Annotated in this window: 20 protein-coding genes; 12 read left to right on the top strand and 8 right to left on the bottom strand. The window is 70.7% G+C overall.

What is annotated here, in order from left to right:
* From ABTX62_RS32470 to ABTX62_RS32450, 5 genes are all read right to left on the bottom strand, one after another.
* Nucleotides 1–586 (bottom strand): FMN-binding protein (locus ABTX62_RS32470; protein WP_352119522.1); only part of this gene is annotated, 586 nt, incomplete at its 3' end.
* 40 nt (nt 587–626) lie between these two features.
* The gene (locus ABTX62_RS32465) at nt 627–2,009 is read right to left on the bottom strand and encodes a ferredoxin reductase family protein (RefSeq protein WP_352119521.1); all 1,383 of its coding nucleotides are present in this window, start codon (nt 2,007–2,009) and stop codon (nt 627–629) included.
* A 127-nt stretch (nt 2,010–2,136) separates the two neighbouring features.
* Nucleotides 2,137–2,838 carry a L,D-transpeptidase family protein gene (locus ABTX62_RS32460; RefSeq protein ID WP_352119520.1) on the bottom strand — a complete coding sequence of 234 codons (702 nt, stop codon included), beginning with the start codon at nt 2,836–2,838 and terminating at the stop codon, nt 2,137–2,139.
* A 3-nt stretch (nt 2,839–2,841) separates the two neighbouring features.
* Nucleotides 2,842–3,429, bottom strand: coding sequence for a pyridoxamine 5'-phosphate oxidase family protein (locus ABTX62_RS32455; RefSeq protein ID WP_184844025.1), 588 nt, complete (start codon nt 3,427–3,429; stop codon nt 2,842–2,844).
* A 140-nt stretch (nt 3,430–3,569) separates the two neighbouring features.
* Nucleotides 3,570–4,508: a hypothetical protein gene (locus ABTX62_RS32450; RefSeq protein WP_352119519.1), complete on the bottom strand. Its 939-nt coding sequence runs from the start codon at nt 4,506–4,508 to the stop codon at nt 3,570–3,572.
* 224 nt (nt 4,509–4,732) lie between these two features.
* Here ABTX62_RS32450 and argH point away from each other — a divergent pair, with 224 nt between their 5' ends.
* From argH to ABTX62_RS32430, 4 genes are all read left to right on the top strand, one after another.
* Nucleotides 4,733–6,166 carry an argininosuccinate lyase gene (gene argH / locus ABTX62_RS32445; RefSeq protein ID WP_352119518.1) on the top strand — a complete coding sequence of 478 codons (1,434 nt, stop codon included), beginning with the start codon at nt 4,733–4,735 and terminating at the stop codon, nt 6,164–6,166.
* 147 nt (nt 6,167–6,313) lie between these two features.
* Entirely contained in the window at nt 6,314–7,285 is a 972-nt protein-coding gene (locus tag ABTX62_RS32440) for an aldo/keto reductase (protein ID WP_352119517.1), read from the top strand.
* 116 nt (nt 7,286–7,401) lie between these two features.
* A complete protein-coding gene (locus ABTX62_RS32435; RefSeq protein ID WP_352119516.1) occupies nt 7,402–7,953 on the top strand; it encodes a TetR/AcrR family transcriptional regulator in 552 nt (183 codons plus the stop codon).
* Nucleotides 7,950–9,485, top strand: coding sequence for an MFS transporter (locus tag ABTX62_RS32430; protein ID WP_352119515.1), 1,536 nt, complete (start codon nt 7,950–7,952; stop codon nt 9,483–9,485). The genes ABTX62_RS32435 and ABTX62_RS32430 overlap by 4 nt, the downstream gene beginning before the upstream one ends.
* Nucleotides 9,486–9,626: 141 nt before the next feature.
* Here the strand turns inward: ABTX62_RS32430 and ABTX62_RS32425 are convergent, their stop codons facing one another.
* A complete protein-coding gene (locus tag ABTX62_RS32425) occupies nt 9,627–10,301 on the bottom strand; it encodes a lysophospholipid acyltransferase family protein (protein WP_030842933.1) in 675 nt (224 codons plus the stop codon).
* A 383-nt stretch (nt 10,302–10,684) separates the two neighbouring features.
* Between ABTX62_RS32425 and ABTX62_RS32420 the strand changes: the two genes are divergently transcribed.
* The 3 genes from ABTX62_RS32420 to ABTX62_RS32410 all read left to right on the top strand — a co-directional run bounded on the left by ABTX62_RS32420 (nt 10,685) and on the right by ABTX62_RS32410 (nt 12,985).
* Complete coding sequence (locus ABTX62_RS32420) at nt 10,685–11,845, top strand: glycerophosphodiester phosphodiesterase (protein ID WP_352119514.1); 1,161 nt, start codon at nt 10,685–10,687, stop codon at nt 11,843–11,845.
* A 90-nt stretch (nt 11,846–11,935) separates the two neighbouring features.
* The gene (locus ABTX62_RS32415; RefSeq protein WP_352119513.1) at nt 11,936–12,430 is read left to right on the top strand and encodes an RNA polymerase sigma factor; all 495 of its coding nucleotides are present in this window, start codon (nt 11,936–11,938) and stop codon (nt 12,428–12,430) included.
* Between the two features lie 57 nt (nt 12,431–12,487).
* Nucleotides 12,488–12,985, top strand: a complete 498-nt coding sequence (locus ABTX62_RS32410; protein ID WP_352119545.1) for a GNAT family N-acetyltransferase — start codon at nt 12,488–12,490, stop codon at nt 12,983–12,985.
* Nucleotides 12,986–13,080: 95 nt separating this feature from the next.
* On the opposite strand, the gene ABTX62_RS32405 is transcribed toward ABTX62_RS32410, so the two are convergent.
* Entirely contained in the window at nt 13,081–13,509 is a 429-nt protein-coding gene (locus ABTX62_RS32405; protein ID WP_352119512.1) for a hypothetical protein, read from the bottom strand.
* On the bottom strand, nt 13,490–13,849 hold the full coding sequence (locus tag ABTX62_RS32400) for a hypothetical protein (RefSeq protein ID WP_283971833.1): 360 nt from the start codon (nt 13,847–13,849) through the stop codon (nt 13,490–13,492). The genes ABTX62_RS32405 and ABTX62_RS32400 overlap by 20 nt, the downstream gene beginning before the upstream one ends.
* A 69-nt stretch (nt 13,850–13,918) precedes the next feature.
* Here ABTX62_RS32400 and ABTX62_RS32395 point away from each other — a divergent pair, with 69 nt between their 5' ends.
* The 5 genes from ABTX62_RS32395 (at nt 13,919) to ABTX62_RS32375 (ending at nt 18,400) form a co-directional block, all read left to right on the top strand.
* Nucleotides 13,919–14,569, top strand: a complete 651-nt coding sequence (locus ABTX62_RS32395) for an HAD family hydrolase (RefSeq protein ID WP_352119511.1) — start codon at nt 13,919–13,921, stop codon at nt 14,567–14,569.
* A gap of 376 nt (nt 14,570–14,945) precedes the next feature.
* Nucleotides 14,946–15,980, top strand: a complete 1,035-nt coding sequence (locus tag ABTX62_RS32390; protein WP_352119510.1) for a methionine ABC transporter ATP-binding protein — start codon at nt 14,946–14,948, stop codon at nt 15,978–15,980.
* Nucleotides 15,977–16,684, top strand: a complete 708-nt coding sequence (locus ABTX62_RS32385; RefSeq protein WP_352119509.1) for a methionine ABC transporter permease — start codon at nt 15,977–15,979, stop codon at nt 16,682–16,684. The genes ABTX62_RS32390 and ABTX62_RS32385 overlap by 4 nt, the downstream gene beginning before the upstream one ends.
* 118 nt (nt 16,685–16,802) lie before the next feature.
* Nucleotides 16,803–17,627, top strand: a complete 825-nt coding sequence (locus ABTX62_RS32380; RefSeq protein WP_352119508.1) for a MetQ/NlpA family ABC transporter substrate-binding protein — start codon at nt 16,803–16,805, stop codon at nt 17,625–17,627.
* A 140-nt stretch (nt 17,628–17,767) separates the two neighbouring features.
* Complete coding sequence (locus tag ABTX62_RS32375) at nt 17,768–18,400, top strand: GNAT family N-acetyltransferase (RefSeq protein ID WP_352119507.1); 633 nt, start codon at nt 17,768–17,770, stop codon at nt 18,398–18,400.
* The last annotated feature ends 91 nt before the right edge of the window (nt 18,401–18,491 follow it).

Raw genomic sequence — 18,491 nt, 5'->3', positions numbered from 1 at the left:
GGCCGCCCTTGGGGGCCTGGACCGCTTCCGCCTTGGTGATCTTCCCGCCGGAGACGGTCACCCGCACCTGCACCGGGCCGTACTGCGTCTGCGCGACATCACCGGTCAGCGTCTGCGCGTCACCCCCCGCCCCCTGCTGCGCTCCGGCCGACGCCTTCGCCTTGTCCAGGGCCGACTGGAGGGACTTCTTGTAGCCGGCGCTGGTGTACGTGGCGCCCGAGACCGCGTCGATCTCCGCGCTCTGCGCCGCGACCACCGCCTGGTTGAGGCGCGGCACCGAACTCGCGGTGATCTGGTCGCTGCGACCGCCCTTGGGCGTCTGCACCGCCTCGGCCCGGGTGATCCTGCCGTTGCTCATCGTCAGGCGGACCTGCACCGCACCGTACTGCGTCTGCGCCGCGTCACCGGTGACCGCACCGTTCACGCCGCCCTGCGGTGCCTGCCCGGCCGCCGCGGGCGGTGCCTGCCCCGCAGCCTGGGCCGAGCCCGGGTCGGAGGCCGGCTTCAGGGACAGCAGAAGCACGATCCCGGAGACGGTGGCTGCGCCGGCGAGCACGGCGCGCCGTACGGGGTGAGACTTCCTCATCGTTTCCCAAACTCCTGAAGGGCCGTTGGTGTCCCGTCGCTCACATCTCGAACGACTCGTGATGGATACGGCGGGCGGGTACTCCCGCGCCGCGCAGTGCCTCGTAGACGGACTGCGCGAAGCCGGGCGGCCCGCACATGAAGACGTCGTGGTCGTCGATGTCCGGGATCTTCCGCCGGAGGGACTCGGCGGAGATGTCGGGGCGTTCCCCGTCCGGGCTGTTGACCGCGTACATCAGCCGCGCGCCGCGCTCGTCGGCGATCTTGGCGAGTTCGCCCCACAGCGCCAGGTCCTGCGTGGTGTTGGCCCGGTAGAGAAGGGTGATGTCGCCGGACGCGCCCGGCAGCGTCTCGAACAGCGCCCGCATCGGGGTGATGCCCACACCACCCGCGACCAGCAGCACCTTGCCGCGGCTGCGGCGCTGGGCGGTCATCGCGCCGTACGGGCCCTCGGCCCACACCTTGGTGCCGGGTTCGAGATCACGCAGCCGGGAGGTGTGGTCACCGATCGCCTTGACCGTGATCCGCAGCATGTCCGGGCGGGGCGCCGCGGACAGCGAGTACGGGTGCGAACTGAAGCGCATCCCCGGCGCCATGAACCGCCAGCGGAAGAAGTGCCCGGCCTCGGCGCCCATCCGGTGCAGCTTGCGGCCGCTGATCAGCACGGACACGATCCCGGGGGTCTCCTCGATGACCGCCGCCACCCGCATGCGGTGCCGCAGGTTCAGCCGGATCGGCGTGAGGATCCGGTACCAGACGACCAGCGCGGTCACCACGCCGTACAGCCCGTACCAGAAGGTCTTGGCCGTCGGCTCGACGGCGAACTCGTTGCCGGTCGTGATCTGGTGCCAGAACGTCAGGTACACCGCCGCGTACGTGAGCAGGTGCACGTGGTACCAGGTGTCGTAGCCGATCAGGCGGCGCACCCCGCCGATCGACAGGATCCCGATGAGGAACAGCAGGCCCGTGCCGATGGCGGCCTTGCCCATGTCGGGCAGCTGGTTGATGGAGTCGGTCGTCTGCTGGACGATGTCGCCGAGCCCCTTGCCCGCCTGCAGGGCGTAGCCCCACATGATCAGGAAGACATGGGCCAGGACCAGGCAGAGCGTGTAGCGGCCGGTCATGGCGTGCCAGCGCGCGACCCGGTCGGTGCCCACCCGGCGCTCCAGCGCGGGCACCCGGGCCATCTGGAGCACCACGAGTGCCATGAGGTAACCGGCGAGCAGGCCGGTGATCCGGCCGGCGGCCAGGATCTTGCTCGTGGTGTCCGCGAGGGCCGGTGTGTTGTCCCACCACAGCCACAGCACGGCCGCCGCACCGGCCCACAGGGCGATCAGCAGCGGGACGGCCGGGGAGCGGCGCGGGCGGATGCGGCGCATCGTCTGGCGGCGGGCGGCACGTCCGCCTGCGAGCGTGGTGGTCACGGTTCCTCCGTGGGGACTTGACCCTTGGCCCACAGATACGTGCCGCGAGACGGGAGTGTTCAGCCGCGTCCCGAGTCGGCTGCGAACAGGAGTGACCGCTGGTAACACGGACACGGCCGGCGCACCGTCACAGACGCGTGACGGCCGTCTTCCCGCTTGTCGTGCCGACGGCGATGTGCGGCCGCCGCGCGGGGTCGGCCCAGGTCAGGATCCGCCGCATCGCGTCCTCGGACACGGACACGCAACCGGCCGTCGCGCCCCGCCCGTTGACGTGGAGGAAGATGCCGGCGCCGCGCCCCCGCACGGGACGCTCGTAGTTGAAGCCGATGACGAGCGCGTGTGCGTACTGGGCGCGGTAGGTGATCAGCTGCTCGGCCTCGGCGGCCCGGCAGTCGGCCGCGCGCGGCTCGCTCCAGCGGTTGTAGGAGCGGGAGTCGTTGTCCTGGCACCACCAGGAGTCCCGGTGCACCCTGCGGTAGCCGTACGCCGTCCCGCGCGGTGCCGCCTTGATGCCGAAGGCGTACGGCAGGCCGTAGAGGCCGGTGGGTGTGGTGCTGGTGCCCTGCTTGCGGGAGGCGCCCGCGGCGAGCCCGTTCGCTCCGAAACGGGCGGGCGCGGAGCCCCTCTTCACCCAGCGTCCGTCCCCGCCGCGGTCCCACCAGCTGACCGTGCCCGTGGTCGAGGACCGCTCCGGGGCCACCGCGGTGATCAGCTGGGTGCCGCCACCGGTGTCCGCCATCCGGGCCGGCAGCGGTGGCGCGTGGGCGGGCGGCCCGGCGCCGAGCACGATCAGGGAGGAGACGGCGAGGGCGACGGCACCGGGGCGCATGCCTCAGACCGTAGAGGGAGGCAGCGGCAACGGCAGCCCGGGTAGTCCGTCCAGGCTGCTGGCGATGTGCTCCTTCTTGCTGAAGTACGCGCTGAGCGATGCGTCGTCCTCACGGGCGAACCGCTTGCCGTGCAGGTCCCGGTCCTCCTCGTACGCCATGAAGGGCACCCCGTACCCGCAGGTGTCGCGGACGAGTTCGGCGGTGACGACGATGATCGCGCGCAGGCCGTGCTGCGTCGGGTCGATGTCCGGGAAGTGCGCGAGCAGTTCCCCGAAACGGGGGTCGTCGCGGAAGACCGGCTCACCCCTGCCGTGCACGCGGACGATGTTCGGCGGGCCCTGGAAGGCGCACCACATCAGGGTGATCCGCCCGTTCTCCCGGAGATGGGCGATGGTCTCGGCGTTGGAACCGGCGAAGTCGAGGTAGGCCACCGTGAGCTCGTCGAGCACCGCGAAGGAGCCGGTGAGCCCCTTGGGTGAGAGGTTGACCGTGCCGTCGGCGGCCAGGGGGGCGGTGGCGGTGAAGAAGACCGGCTGCGCCTCGATGAACGTGCGGAGCCGGCCGTCTATGCGCTCATAGGTCTTTCCCATGTCGAACGATTATGGTCGCAGATCTTTCGACGGTCTAAGGAATTGCGGAATCCGGTCACCTCTGCCGGATCCCGCAAGCAGGCGTCGTCCGTGGCCGCCCCGGCCGGCGCTCCCACAGGGCGGCCACAGCGCCTGTCACCTCACTTGGTGAGCGTGCAGGCGGCCAGGGAGTCCAGTCCGGCCGGACGCTCGGCCGTGCGGCCGATGGCGGTGGCGATGCGGTTGATCGCCGCGACGCGCTTGTCCTCCAGCGGGCCGAGGATGGCGTTCTGGACGAAGTTGGGCCCGCCCTGGCCGACGGTGTCGACCAAGCGCTTGTTGGCCTCCTGGATCTGTGTGTTCAGCTGCCCGAGGTTCCGGTCGACCTCGGCCTGGGCCGAGGCGGGGATCGCCGGCAGTCGGGAGGCGACGTCCGGGCAGCTGATCGTGCCGGCCCCGGCGTTCCCCGCCTCGCCCGCACCCGCACCCGCACCCGCACCCGCGCCGCCCTCTTCGGCACCCGCGCCGGCACCTGCCCCGGCGCCCGCGCCGCCCTCTTCGGCACCAGCCCCGGCTCCGGCCCCGGCGCCCGCACCCGCCTCCGCACCGGCGTCCGCCTCGCCGCCCGCAGCCGCGCCCGCCCCGGCGCCACCGTCGGCGTTCAGCCGGCAGGCGGCGAAGGCCTCCAGACCCTCGGGCTTCGCGGCGGCTCGCCCGATCGCGGTCTCGATGCGGTTCAGGGCCGCGACGCGCTTGTCCTCCAGGGGGCCGAGGATGGCGTTCTGGACGAAGTTGGGCCCGCCCTGGCCGACGGTGTCGACCAGGCGCTTGTTGGCCTCCTGGATCTGCGTGTTCAGCTGGGCGAGGTTGCTGTCGACCTCCGCCTTCGCCGAGGCGGGGACCGCGGGCAGCTGGCCCGTGACGTCCGGGCAGGTGATGGCGCCGGGGCCCGCCAGCGTCCGCGCGCTCGCGCCACCGCTGTCGGGCGTCTCCCCGGCGAGGGCGAAGCCGGCGATCACCGTGCCGGACAGTGCCACCGCGGCGGCGCCGCCGATGAACGTGACGCGACGCTTGTTGTACTTCGGAAGAGCCCTGGACATGCGGATGCCTCACTAGGGGTCGGGGGTGTCGTCGGTGTCGTAACGCGGCGCCTGCGTTCGGCGAGAGGTACGGGCAAGCGGTTTCCCGCGTTCAAAGGATCTTCAAATTCCTCTCTCTTGACCGGAAACCGCTCCTCGGCTCTGCTGAATTGACGAATCATGCAGAACTCTGCATACTCATGCATGACGGTGAGGCACATCCACACCCCTTGAGGAGCACGCAGGTGAGCAGCAACAGCGGTGACGTCCGGCTCTGGGGCGGTCGTTTCGCGGACGGTCCCGCCGAGGCGCTGGCGAAGCTGTCCGCGTCCGTCCACTTCGACTGGCGGCTCGCGCCGTACGACATCGCCGGTTCGCGCGCTCACGCCCGCGTGCTGCACAAGGCCGGTCTGCTCACGGACGACGAGCTGACCCGCATGATCGCCGGGCTGGACCGGCTGGAGGGCGACGTCGCCGACGGTTCCTTCGTGGGCACGGTCGCCGACGAGGACGTCCACACCGCCCTGGAGCGCGGCCTCCTGGAGCGCCTCGGCCCCGACCTCGGCGGCAAGCTGCGCGCCGGCCGCTCCCGCAACGACCAGGTCGCCACCCTCTTCCGGATGTATCTGCGCGACCACGCCCGGATCGTCGGCGGTCTGATCGCCGAGCTGCAGGACGCGCTGATCGGCCTCGCCGAGGCCCACCCGGACGTGGCCATGCCCGGCCGCACCCACCTCCAGCACGCCCAGCCCGTCCTGTTCGCCCATCACGTCCTGGCCCACGTCCAGTCCCTCTCCCGGGACGCCGAGCGGCTGCGCCAGTGGGACGCGCGCACGGCGGTCTCGCCCTACGGCTCGGGCGCCCTGGCGGGCTCCTCCCTCGGACTGGACCCGGAGGCGGTGGCGAAGGATCTCGGATTCGAGCACGGCAGCGTCGGCAACTCGATCGACGGCACGGCTTCCCGTGACTTCGTCGCCGAGTTCGCCTTCATCACGGCGATGATCGGGGTCAACCTCTCCCGGATCGCCGAGGAGATCATCCTCTGGAACACGAAGGAGTTCTCCTTCGTGACCCTGCACGACGCGTTCTCGACGGGCTCGTCGATCATGCCGCAGAAGAAGAACCCGGACATCGCGGAGCTGGCCCGCGGCAAGAGCGGACGCCTCATCGGCAATCTGACGGGCCTGATGGCCACCCTCAAGGCCCTCCCGCTCGCGTACAACCGCGACCTCCAGGAGGACAAGGAGCCGGTCTTCGACTCCATCGACCAGCTGGAGGTCCTGCTCCCGGCCTTCACCGGCATGATGGCCACCCTCACCGTCCACCGCGAGCGCATGGAGGAACTGGCCCCGGCCGGCTTCTCCCTCGCCACGGACATCGCCGAGTGGCTGGTCAAGCAGGGCGTCCCGTTCCGCGTGGCCCACGAGGTCGCCGGCGAGTGCGTGAAGGTCGCCGAGGCCGAGGGCAAGGAGCTGGACGAGCTGACGGACGAGCAGTTCGCCAAGATCTCCGCCCACCTCACCCCCGAGGTCCGCACGGTTCTCAACGTCCCCGGCGCCCTGGCCTCCCGCGACGGCAGGGGTGGCACGGCCCCGAGCGCGGTGGCAGTGCAGCTGGCCGAGGTGAAGGCCGACGTGGCGGCGCAGCATGAATGGGCTGTGGCCAAGAGGCAGGGCTGAGGGGAACGGACCCGAGGGACGCGGGGAACCGCGCGACACGTTCCGCGCCACCCGCACCCGCCGCAACACAGCGGGACCCGAGCTCTGAGGCGAAGGTCATCGCGGGGGTTACGTTGGTCGTCAGCAGCCGACCGAACGGAGCCCGCGATGCCCTTCGCCCGCCTGGCCTCAGCAACGACCCCCACATGCCACATCGGCCTGGGCCTCGCCGCCGTCGGACGCCCCGGCTACATCAACCTCGGCCGGGACGAAGACCTCGGACAGGACCGCGGCGTCGAGGCGCTGCGCGCCCGCACCCACGAACTCCTCGACGCCGCCTACGCCCAAGGCGTCCGCTACTTCGACGCCGCCCGCTCCTACGGCCGCTCCGAGGAGTTCCTCGCCGACTGGCTCAAGGGCAGGCCCGGCCTCGACGACATCGTCGTGGGCAGCAAGTGGGGTTACACCTACACCGCCGGCTGGTCCACCGACGCCGAGAAGCACGAGGTCAAGGACCACAGCCTCGCCACCTACGAACGGCAGCGGGCGGAGAGCGACGCCCTGCTCGGCGACCGGCTCGACCTCTACCAGATCCACTCGGTGACCCCGGACAGCCCCGCCCTCACCGACAAGGAACTGCACGCGAAGCTCGCCGAAGCCGCCGCTCGGGGCCTCACCGTCGGCTTCTCCACCAGCGGCCCCGCCCAGTCGCAGGCGATCCGCGCGGCCCTGGCCGTGACGGTCGACGGCGAACCCCTCTTCCGTACCGTGCAGTCCACGTACAACGCGCTGGAGACCTCCGCCGGCCCCGCCCTCGCCGAGGCGCACGACGCCGGACTCACCGTGATCGTCAAGGAGGGCATGGCCAACGGCCGCCTCGCGGGGCCGCACGCCCCGGACGCCCTCAAGGAGATCGCCGAGCGGACCGGGCTGGGCTGCGACGCGGTCGCCCTGGCCGTGATCCTCCGGCAGCCCTGGGCCGGTGTCGTCCTCTCCGGCGCGGCCACCACCGCCCAGCTCGCCTCTAACCTGCACGCCGCGGTGGTCGATCTCGACGACGACCAGCTGGCCCGCCTCGCCACGCTCGTGGAGGAGCCGCACACGTACTGGGAACGGCGCGGGCAGCTGCCCTGGCACTGATCACCCCTTTCCGCACAGCGGCACGGCAGTACGGCAGCACGGCAACCATGAAGCACCCATGGGGCACCCACACCCCGAATGAGACGGCACTGTCTCATATGCCTTATGGTTGTCTCATGGCTGTCGACCCTGAGCACATGCTGCGCGCCGCCGCCGCCCTGCTGACCCGCAAATCCACCGCGACGATGGACGAGGTCGCCAAGGCCGCCGGAATCAGCCGGGCCACGCTGCACCGGCACTTCGCCGGACGTGACGCGCTCGTCCGGGCGCTGGAGGAGCTCGGCATCGCGGAGTGCGAGGCCGCCCTGGACGCGGCCCGGCTCGACGAGGGCACCGCGAGCGAGGCCGTACGCCGGCTGGTCGGTGCCATCGAGCCCGCCGCCGGGCTGCTCGCGTTCCTCTACACCGAGAACCAGCTCTTCGAGGGCGAGGAGCAGAACGCGGGCTGGACCAGGATCGACGACCGGATCTCCGCCCTGTTCCGGCGCGGCCAGCACAGCGGAGAGTTCCGCATCGACCTCACGCCCGCCTGGCTCACCGAGGCGCTGTACGGCCTGATGGCCTCCGGCGCCTGGATGGTGCACAGCGGCAAAGGCGCACCCAAGGACTTCCAGCACATGATCGTCGAGCTGCTGCTCGGCGGCGCGGTCAGGAGAGAGGAATCATGACCAGCACCCTGCAGGCGGCGGACCGCACCGAGGCGGTGGAGCGCCCGGGCCGCTGGCTCGCGCTCGGCGTGCTCGTGCTCGCCGTGCTGCTGGTGGCCGTCGACGCGACCGTCCTCGGTCTCGCGACCCCCTACATCAGCGAGGACCTCAAGCCCTCCGGCACCCAGTTGCTGTGGATCGGCGACGTCTACTCGTTCGTCATCGCCGGCCTGCTGGTCTCCATGGGCAGCCTCGGCGACCGGATCGGCCGCAAGCGGATCCTGCTGGCCGGTGCCACGGCGTTCGGCGCGATATCCGTGTTCAACGCCTACGCCACGACCCCCGAGACGATGATCGTCGCGCGGGCGCTGCTCGGCGTCGCGGGCGCCACCCTGATGCCGGCCACGCTCGCCCTGATCCGCAACCTCTTCAACGACCCGCGCGAACGCAGCCTGGCCGTCGGCATCTGGGGCGCCACCGCCTCCGCCGGTACGGCCGTCGGCCCGATCGTCGGCGGGTTGCTGCTGGAGCACTTCTGGTGGGGCTCCGTCTTCCTCATCAACCTGCCCGTGATGGCCGTGCTGGTCGTCGTCGGGATCAAGCTGCTGCCCGAGTCGCGCACCGCGAACCCCGGCCCCTGGGACCTGGTCAGCGTCGTGCTGTCGCTGCTCGGCATGATCGGCGTGGTCTACGCGATCAAGGAGGCCGCCACCCACGGTTTCGCCTGGAGCACCCTGGCCGCTGGCCTGCTGGGCGCGGCGGCCCTGTACGGGTTCGTCCGCCGTCAGCTCAGGCTGCCGGTCCCGCTGCTGGACATGCGGCTGTTCCGTAACCGCGGCTTCAGCGGGGCGGTGCTGGCCGACCTGCTGACCATCCTCGGCCTGTCCGGGCTGGTGTTCTTCCTGTCCCAGTACCTGCAACTCGTGCAGGGCAGGCGTCCGTTCGAGGCCGGTCTGGCGGAACTGCCCGCAGCGGTCGGCGCGGTGGTGGCCGGACTGCTCGCGGGGCGTGCGGCCCGGCGCTTCTCGGTGCGGGCCGTCGTCGCCGGGGGCCTCGCGGCCATCGGCCTCGCGCTCGCCGCGCTCACCGTGCTCGGCCAGTCCACCGGCTACCCGCTGCTCGGGACCGCGCTGCTGGTGGTCGGCGTCGGCGCGGGATTCTCGTTCACGGTGACCGCCGACGTGATCCTCTCCAGCGTGCCCAAGGAGCAGGCGGGCTCCGCGTCCGCCGTCTCCGAGACGGCGTACGAACTCGGTGCCGCGCTCGGTATCGCCGCACTCGGCTCGATCGTGACCGGCGTCTACCGCGACTTCACCGGCCCCGCCGGTACACCCGCCGCGGCCCACGAGTCGCTGGGCGGCGCCGTCGAGGCGGCCGGGGGCATGCCCGCCCACAGCGCCGCGACGATGCTGGACGCGGCCCGCACGTCCTTCGTCGACGGTCTGGCCCTCGCGGCGGGCGTCGGAGCGGCGGTGCTCCTGGCGGCGGCGGTGGCGGCGTGGTTCCTGCTACGGGGCCAGAAGCTGGAAGGCGGCACGACGAAACACGCTTGAGGGCCAGGCGCCTCAGGGGCGCGGTAAAACCCCATGATCAGCCCCCCGCAACCCGCGCCCCCCCGCAACCCGCAGCCGCCCACGATCCCGCAGCCGCCCACGATCCCGGCCGCCCGAAGTCAGGCCCGCGCCCCGGCGAACCTACGCCGCTTCCTTCGCCTTGCTCGCGTACATGTCCACGTACTCCTGCCCGGACAGCCGCATGACCTCGGTCATCACCGAGTCGGTCACCGCCCGCAGCACATAGCGGTCCCGGTCCATCCCCTCGTACCGGGAGAACTCCATCGCCTCACCGAACCGCACGGTGACCTTGCCGGGACGGGGGAGTCCCGCACCGCCCGGCTGCAGCTTGTCGGTGCCGATCATGGCGAAGGGCACGACGGGCGCACCCGTCATCAGGGTCAGCCGGGCGATGCCCGTCCGCCCCCGGTACAGGCGCCCGTCGGGCGACCGCGTCCCCTCCGGGTAGATCCCGAACATGCGGCCCTCCTCCAGCACGCGACGGCCGGTCATCAGCGCCGCGACACCACCCCGGCCGCCGTCGCGATCCACCGGGATCATGCCGACGCCCGTGAAGAACCAGGCCATCAGCCTGCCCTTGAGGCCCTTTCCGGTCACGTACTCGTCCTTGCCGATGAACACGACCTGACGGTCGCAGACCAGCGGCAGGATCATCGAGTCGATGAACGTCAGGTGGTTGCCGGCCAGGATGACCGGGCCAGTGCCCGGAATGTGCTCCGCACCCTCCACCTGTGGGCGGAACATCAGGCGCATGATCGGGCCGAGCACTGCCTTGATGAGCGCGAAGCGGGACAACGGACCCTCCGGTTCAAGGGATTCTGTATGAGTCTGTGCAGGTGAGGACGATACTCGTGGCCCCGGGCATCGCGCACATCGGGCACGGCGACTTCACCGAGGCCTTACGCACGGTTGACGCGTGTTCACCTGCGGTGGCGCGCCGCCGACGAGGCGTAACGCGGCCGACACGATGTGACGCACATCGCCCGGGCACACCGCACACGTTCCCAGAACGGGCGGACCGAATCGAGCAGACGCGACGAACCGTCAACTCATCCTTCCCGCCGGTCACGACGACATCCGACATCACCCGCGTGTTCCGCCCGAGGTCTCCCGCCGGTCATGTACGCGCCCCTACGATCAGCGCGCACTGACGAGCCGAACGTTCAGGGAGGGCGCTCATGGGAACGCAGGAGTCGAACGAAGAAACGAGCGGTACCGGACGGCGGGCCCTGCTCGGCGCAGCGGTGCTGGGTGCCGGCGGCGCGGTCCTCGGCATGGCCGGCACGGCACGAGCCGACGGCGCCCGGCACGGCGGCGGCGTGCGGAGCCTGCCCAAGCCGACGATCATCGGCCACCGCGGGGCCAGCGGCTACCGCCCGGAGCACACCTTCGGTTCCTACCAGCTGGCCCTCGACATGGGTGCCGACATCATCGAGGCCGGCGACCTGGTGCCGACCAGGGACGGGCACCTGGTCTGCCGTCACGAGCCCGAGATCGGCGGCACCACGGACGTCGCCGACCACCCCGAGTTCGCCGGTCGCAAAAAGACCAAGCTGCTCGACGGCGTCTCCACCACCGGCTGGTTCACCGAGGACTTCACACTCGCCGAGCTGAAGACGCTGCGCGCGATCGAGCGCATCCCGGCCAACCGCCCGCGCAACACCCTCTACAACGACCGCTGGGAGATCCCCACCTTCGAGGAGGTCCTCAGGTGGCAGGACGAGCAGACCCGCAAGCGCGGCAAGCAGGTGTGGATCTACCCCGAACTCAAGCACCCCACCTACTTCCGCAAGCAGGGCCTGCCGCTGGAGGAGCGCGTCGCCAAGCTGCTGCGCAGGTACCGCAAGGACCGGCGCACCTCCCCGGTCATCCTCCAGTCCTTCGAGCCGACCAGCGTCCAGCGCCTGCACAAGCTCGTCGACAACCCGCTGGTCGTCCTGTTGTCCTCGGCCGAATCCCGTCCCTGGGACTTCGTCGAGACCGGCGACCCGCGCACGGTCGCCGACCTGGTCAGGCCGGCCGGCCTGCGGGAGATCGCCTCCTACGCGCAGGGCATCGGCCCGACCCTGGACCTGGTCATCCCGCGCGACGCCCAGGGCAACCTCACCCGGCCCACGAGGCTGGTCGCCGACGCGCACCGGGTGGGTCTGATCCTGCACCCGTACACCATGCGCAACGAGAACCCCTTCCTGCCCGCGGACTTCCGCAAGGGCACGGAGGCGGACGCCTACGGTGACGTCTTCGCCGCGTACCGGACGTACTTCGCGACCGGCATCGACGGCGTCTTCACCGACCAGCCCGACACGGGCCTGCTGGCCCGCGCGGACTTCAACGGCTGAGGGCGTCAACACCTGAGCTCACACCCCACGGTCGAGTGAGCTTCGGCCGCCCGGGCAACCCGACGCCCGAGCGGCCGCGTCGCTCCGCATATGACGCACGACCTGGTCACCGCCCTGCGCCCGCTGCTCACCGCCGAGGCCTCCGCGGAGGCGCATTCCACCGGAACCGAGCCCGGCGACCTGGAGCAGGCGGTCTGGCTCCGTCTGCTGGAACGCCTCGACGCCGAGGGTCCGCCGCTGGATCCCGAGGAATGGCTTCGCCGCGCCGTCCGCTCCGAGGCGCGCCGCACCCGCCGTACCAGCCGTCTCGAACGGCCGTATGCCGGTGATCCGGTCGACGACGGCGGCCATGGCCCCGAACAACTCGCCCTCGCCGCCGCCCGTGGCCGGGCCCTGCGCGAGGCCGTGCGCCGCCTCCCCGGCCGCTGCCCCCGGCTGCTGGAGGCGCTGCTCTCGCCGAAAGACCTGACATACCGGGAAATCGCAGGGGAGTTGGGTATCTCACAGGGGAGCCTTGGACCGGAACGTTCCAGATGTCTGGGATGTCTGCGGAGATTGCTCACGCCGGAGGTTGCGGCCCACTGAGGACGGGGATAGGAGTGGGGGACGACAGGTGATCAGATGAGCGGGAGGCGTGCGCACATGGGCATGAGCGTGACCATCTCTGCGGCGACCGAGCAGGACGCGGAGCAGATTTTCAGGCTGCAGTACCTGTGCTTCCAGACGGAGGCGGCGCTGTACGGGAACTACCGCATCGACCCGCTCGTCCAAACCCTCGACTCGGTCCGCGAGGAGGTCACCCGCGACTGCGTCTTCGTGGCCCGGCTCGGCGAGGAGGTCGTCGGCTCGGTCCGCGGCTCGGTCACCGAGGACGGTGCCGCCGCGATCGGCAAGCTCTGCGTGCACCCCCGCCTCCAGGGTCACGGCATCGGCGCCCGCCTCCTGCGGGCGGCCGAAGCGGCCCTCACCGACCGGCACGGCGCCATCCGCTTCCGCCTCCACACCGGCCACCGCAGCGAGAGCAACCTCCGCCTCTACCGCAAGGTCGGCTACGTCACGGTGGGCACGTCCCAGGGTGCCGACGGCGTACCGATGATCGTCCTCGAAAAGCCGGCCGGCGCTTACGCGGCGACGGCTTGATCAATGCCCCTCCAGGGGTGCGGGATTGTGTCGATGTACGGCCCCGCCGCGTGGGCGCGATCGGCCACCCGGGGCCCGCGGCCGCCTGAGGCGTCTCAGGCGGCATCCTCCTGCGGCACGCCCTTGCGCAGCCAGTAGATGGCGGACAGCGGCAAGAGCACGGGAATGAAGAGGTACCCCATCCCGAAGTCGGACCACACGGTCGCGTCCGGGAAGGCGGACGGCTCGGCCAACGTCCAGGCCCCCACGGTCAGCACGCCCACCAGTTCCGCGACACAGCACACCAGCGCCGCCCGCCGGGCCGTCTCTCCACCCCGGACCAGCGAGTACGTGATGAACCCGTACACGACACCGGCCACCGCCGACAGCGAGTACGCCAGCGGCGCCCGGTCGAACTCCGTCGCGATCTGATACGCGGACCGCGACACCGCCCCCACGACCATCACGCCGTACAGCCACACCAGCAGCGTGCCCGGCCCGCTGGTCAGCCGCCGCCGGCTCACCTCAGCCTCCCCAGATGTCATAGAGACGCACCTCCAGCACCGCCAGCACCACACCGCCGGCGGCCACCGTCACCGAACCCCACCGGGTCCGCTCGGCCAGCGACATGAACCCCGCCGCCGGGACGCACGCGAACGCCCCCAGCAGATACGCCACGAAGATCGTCGTGCCCTGCTCCGGCTTCTGGCCCCGCGCCAGCAGCACGATCCCCACCACCAGCTGGATCAGCGACAGCAGCGTGACCACGGCCATCCCGATGAAGTGCCAGTCCTTCGTCGGCTGGTCACGGTAGGCGGCCCAGCCGCACCAGGCGGCGAGCAGCAGCGCGGCGACACCGGTCACCAGCGTCAGGGCATCAAGCATGCTGCGACCTTATTACGGCCGAAAAGGCCCGATGCTTCCGGCCCTGGCCTGCGCCGTAGGGTCGAGTGCATGACGATCCACGCCCAGGCCCTGCTGTTCGACAACGACGGAACCCTCGTCTCCTCCCTCGCCTCGGTGGACCGCTGCTGGACGCGGTGGGCCCGGGAGTACGGGATCACGGCCGAGGAGTTCGCACGCGTCGAGCTGCACGGCCGGCCGGCTGCCGAGATAGCCGCCGAGCTGCTGCCCGCCGAGGTCGTGCCGCGGGCCGTCGCGCGGATCGAGGGCCTGGAGGTGGACGACGTGCCGAACGGCGGTGTGCACCTGCTGCCGGGCACCCGCGACTTCCTCGACTCCCTGCCGGCCGACCGCTGGGCCGTCGTCACCTCCGCCACCAGGCGGCTCGCCGAAGCCCGCCTCGACGCCGTCGGCATCCTGCCCAAGACGCTCGTCGCCGCCGACGACATCACCCGCGGCAAGCCCGACCCCGAGCCCTACCTGCTCGCCGCCCGCGCGCTCGGCGTCGATCCGGCGCACTGCGTCGTCTTCGAGGACGCCCCCGCGGGCCTCACGGCCGGCCGCGCGGCGGGCATGACCACCGTGGCGTTGACCACAACCCACCAGGCCCGCGAACTCCACGCCGATCTGGTCGTCGAGAACCTGTCGGCCCTGTCCGTGCTGGTCACCGAGCGGGGCCTGGAGATCTCCCCGCGCGGCTGAGCACGCACCGGCTCCGTCCACCGCTGTCCGGCATGCGGACAGCGGAGGGCAGGTCAGGACCGTACGCATGTTTTACTGACGACATGACCACGACGAGCGACCGCATCCCCGCGACCGAGGCGACCATGACGCCCGGTGCTCGTCGTATGTGTCGAATGTGCGCCTTCTAGAGGGCCCCCGCACCACCCCCTGAGCTCGCGCCCCGAAGCGAGACGCGGCCCGTCCGCGCGCCCTGAGCGCCGCGTGACCCGAAGCCGCTCCGCGCACCTGTTCTCCCCGGTTCCACTCCCCAGCGAGAACCGTGTCGCGTCCCTGACCGAACGCACCTGTGCCCGGGCGCACCCACGCCCGCGCACTCGACAGTGACGGAATCCCAGTGATCACCACCTCGGACCTGACCAAGGTCTACCGTGCACGCGGCCGTGAGGTCACCGCCCTGGACGGCGTCGACCTGCACGTCCGCGAAGGCGAGGTGTACGGCGTCATCGGCCAGTCCGGCGCCGGCAAGTCCTCGCTCATCCGCTGCGTCAACCTGCTGGAACGCCCCACCTCCGGCACCGTGACCGTCGCCGGGCAGGACCTCACCGCCCTGGCCGGCCGCGGCCCGCGCGCCGGAAGGGAACTGCGCCGGGCGCGCAGCCGCATCGGCATGGTCTTCCAGCACTTCAACCTGCTGTCCTCCCGGACCGTCCAGGACAACGTCGAGCTGCCGCTGGAGATCCTCGGGAAGTCCGGGCAGGAACGTTCCCGCAAGGCGCTGGAGCTGCTCGACCTGGTAGGCCTCGCCGACAAGGCCAAGGTCTACCCCGCGCAGCTCTCCGGCGGCCAGAAGCAGCGCGTCGGCATCGCCCGCGCCCTCGCCGGCGACCCGGAGGTGCTGCTGTCCGACGAGGCCACCAGCGCCCTGGACCCGGAGACCACCCGCTCCATCCTGGCGCTGCTGCGCGACCTCAACCGGCAGCTCGGCCTGACCGTCCTGCTCATCACCCACGAGATGGACGTCGTGAAGTCGGTCTGCGACTCGGCCGCCCTGATGGAGAACGGGCGCATCGTCGAGTCGGGCACGGTCACCGAGCTCCTCGCGACCCCCGGTTCCGAGCTCGCCGCCGCGCTGTTCCCGCTGGGCGGCGAGGCCACCGGCGAGGACCGCACCGTCGTCGACGTCACCTTCCAGGGCGAGAGCGCCACCCAGCCCGTCATCTCGCAGCTCGCCCGCACCTACAACATCGACATATCGATCCTCGGCGCCGCCATCGACACCGTCGGCGGCCTCCAGGTCGGCCGGATGCGCCTCGAACTGCCCGGCCGCCACGAGGACAACGTCGTGCCCCTCGGCTTCCTGCGCGAACAGGGCCTCCAGATCGACGTCCTGGGCCACGAGTCCGAACCGGTGAAGGAGAGTGCCAAGTGACCTGGTCCGAGATGCAGCCCCTGCTGGAGCAGGCGTGTGGGGAGACGCTCTACATGGTCGGCTGGTCCACGCTCATCGCCGTCGTCGGCGGACTGCCCCTCGGCGTCCTGCTGGTCCTGACCGACCGCGGCGGCCTGCTGCAGAACCTCGCCGCCAACAAGGTCATCGGGCAGGTCGTGAACATCGCCCGCTCCCTGCCGTTCATCATCCTGATGGTCGCGCTGATGGGCTTCACCCGCTCGATCACCGGGACGACCATCGGCGTCGAGGCCGCCATCGTGCCGCTCGCCGTCGGTGCCATCCCGTTCTTCGCGCGCCTGGTCGAGACGGCCGTCCGCGAAGTGGACCACGGACTCGTCGAGGCCGTGCAGTCCATGGGCGGCAACACCTGGACCGTCGTCCGCAAGGTCCTCGTCCCCGAGTCCCTGCCCTCGCTGATCTCCAGCACCACCACCACGATCGTCGCCCTCATCGGCTACTCGGCCATGGCGGGCACCGTCGGCGCCGGAGGCCTCGGCGACATCGCCATCCGCTACGGATACCAGCGCTTCGAGACGCAGCTGATGTGGATCACCGTCGCGATCCTCGCCGTCGTCATCTCGGTCATCCAGTTCGCCGGCGACTACGCGGCCCGCTCCCTGCACCGCCGCGGCGCCCACTCGGACCCCGCCCCGAAACTGCGGCTGCTCAAAGCCGCCTCCTGAACTCCCCGTTCGCCCACCCGTCGCCCGGTCACCACCCCTCAACGACGGCGCTTCGCGCCGCCACCCCCTGATTCCAGGGGTCGCACCACCCGCAAGGCCATAAGGAAAGGCACTTTTCGTGCGTAACACCGCCAAGATCACCACCGCCGTCCTCGCCGCCGGAGCCCTCACCCTCGGGCTCAGCGCCTGCGGCGCGGGCAAGGACACCTCCGACACCTCCGGACCGCTGATCGTCGCCGCGAGCCCCGTCCCGCACGCCGAGATCCTCAACTACGTCAAGGACAACCTGGCGAAGAAGGAGGGTCTCGACCTGGAGGTCAAGGAGTTCACGGACTACACGTCGCAGAACCCCGCGACGCAGGACGGCTCCGTCGGCGCCAACTACTTCCAGAACAAGCCGTACCTCGACGACTACAACAAGAAGAACGGCACCGACATCGTGCCCGTCGTCACGGTGCACCTGGAGCCGCTCGGCCTCTACTCCCACCAGGTCGAGAAGGCCGACGACCTGAAGAGCGGTGCGACGGTCGCCATCCCGAACGACACGGTCAACGAGGCCCGCGCCCTCAAGCTCCTGGCGGCCGACGGGCTCATCGCCCTCAAGGCCGGCGTCGGCAACGAGGCGACCCCCTCCGACATCACCGAGAACCCCAGGAACCTGAAGTTCAAGGAGCTGGAGGCGGCCCAGACCCCGCGCTCCCTCGACGACGTGGACGCCGCCGTGATCAACGGCAACTACGCCATCGAGTCCGACCTCAAGCCGTCCGAGGACGCCCTCGTCCTGGAGTCCCCCGAGAACAACCCCTACGGCAACTTCCTCGCCGTGAAGAAGGGCAACGAGGACGACCCGCGCGTGAAGAAGCTCGCCAAGCTCCTCACCTCGCCCGAGGTGAAGAAGTTCATCCAGGACGAGTACGCCGGCTCCGTGCTCGCCTCCTTCTGAGCCCACGTCCGGCACCCGCGCACCCGGGGTCCTCCCTCATCCGGTGGGGGAGGGCCCCATGATGCGGATGAGTGCTTTCATGCTGCATGCTGGGCAGTTCAGCATGCCCTGAAGGTTCACCGAAGGTTACGGAGCGGCGGATGACGAGCACCTTCCCCAACATCTCCATCAGCACGGAGCGGTTGGTGCTGCGTCCCCTCGACGAAGACGACGTCGTCGCCCTGGCCGCGATGATGAACGACGAACAGGTGGCGGCCTGGACCTCCGTCCCCCAGCCGTTCACCGAAAGCGGCGCCCGCACCTGGATCACCGAGTACGCCCCCGCGCAGCGCACCGAGGGACACGGAATCGACTTCGCCGTCACCGAGTTCCTCACCCAGCGTCTGGTGGGGGTCATCCAGCTCGGCAAGACCAACTGGCACATACGCTCCACCGAACTGTCGTACATCATCGCCCCCTGGGCACGCGGTGAGGGCTACGCCTCCGAGGCCGCCCTGGCCACCGCCCAATGGCTCCTGGGGGACCAGAAGTTCGAGCGCATCGAACTGCGCACGGCGGCCGACAACACCGCCTCCCAGCAGGTCGCCCAGAAGATCGGCTGTATCAGCGAGGGCGTGCTGCGCAACGCCTGCATAGCCCGGGCCCGTGCCGAGGACGGCACCTGGGCCGACGTACGCACCGACTTCATCGTCTGGAGCCTGCTCCCCGAGGACCTGGAAGGCGTGGGCGACCAGCTCCGCGACGGCTTCACCTCCTTCGGCGACTGGAACTAGGGGGCTTCTGATGGATCTCCGCGGCGTCGCGACGCCCGGCACGCACGCTCGCCGCACGCCGTGAACGGACAGGTGGCTCCGCCACATGACC

Origin of the sequence: Streptomyces sp. NPDC096046 (assembly GCF_040303285.1) — a bacterium.
In the GTDB taxonomy this organism is placed as follows: domain Bacteria; phylum Actinomycetota; class Actinomycetes; order Streptomycetales; family Streptomycetaceae; genus Streptomyces.
The sequence above is the reverse complement of the archived record's forward strand: the minus strand, read 5'-3'. Positions and strand labels throughout refer to the sequence as shown.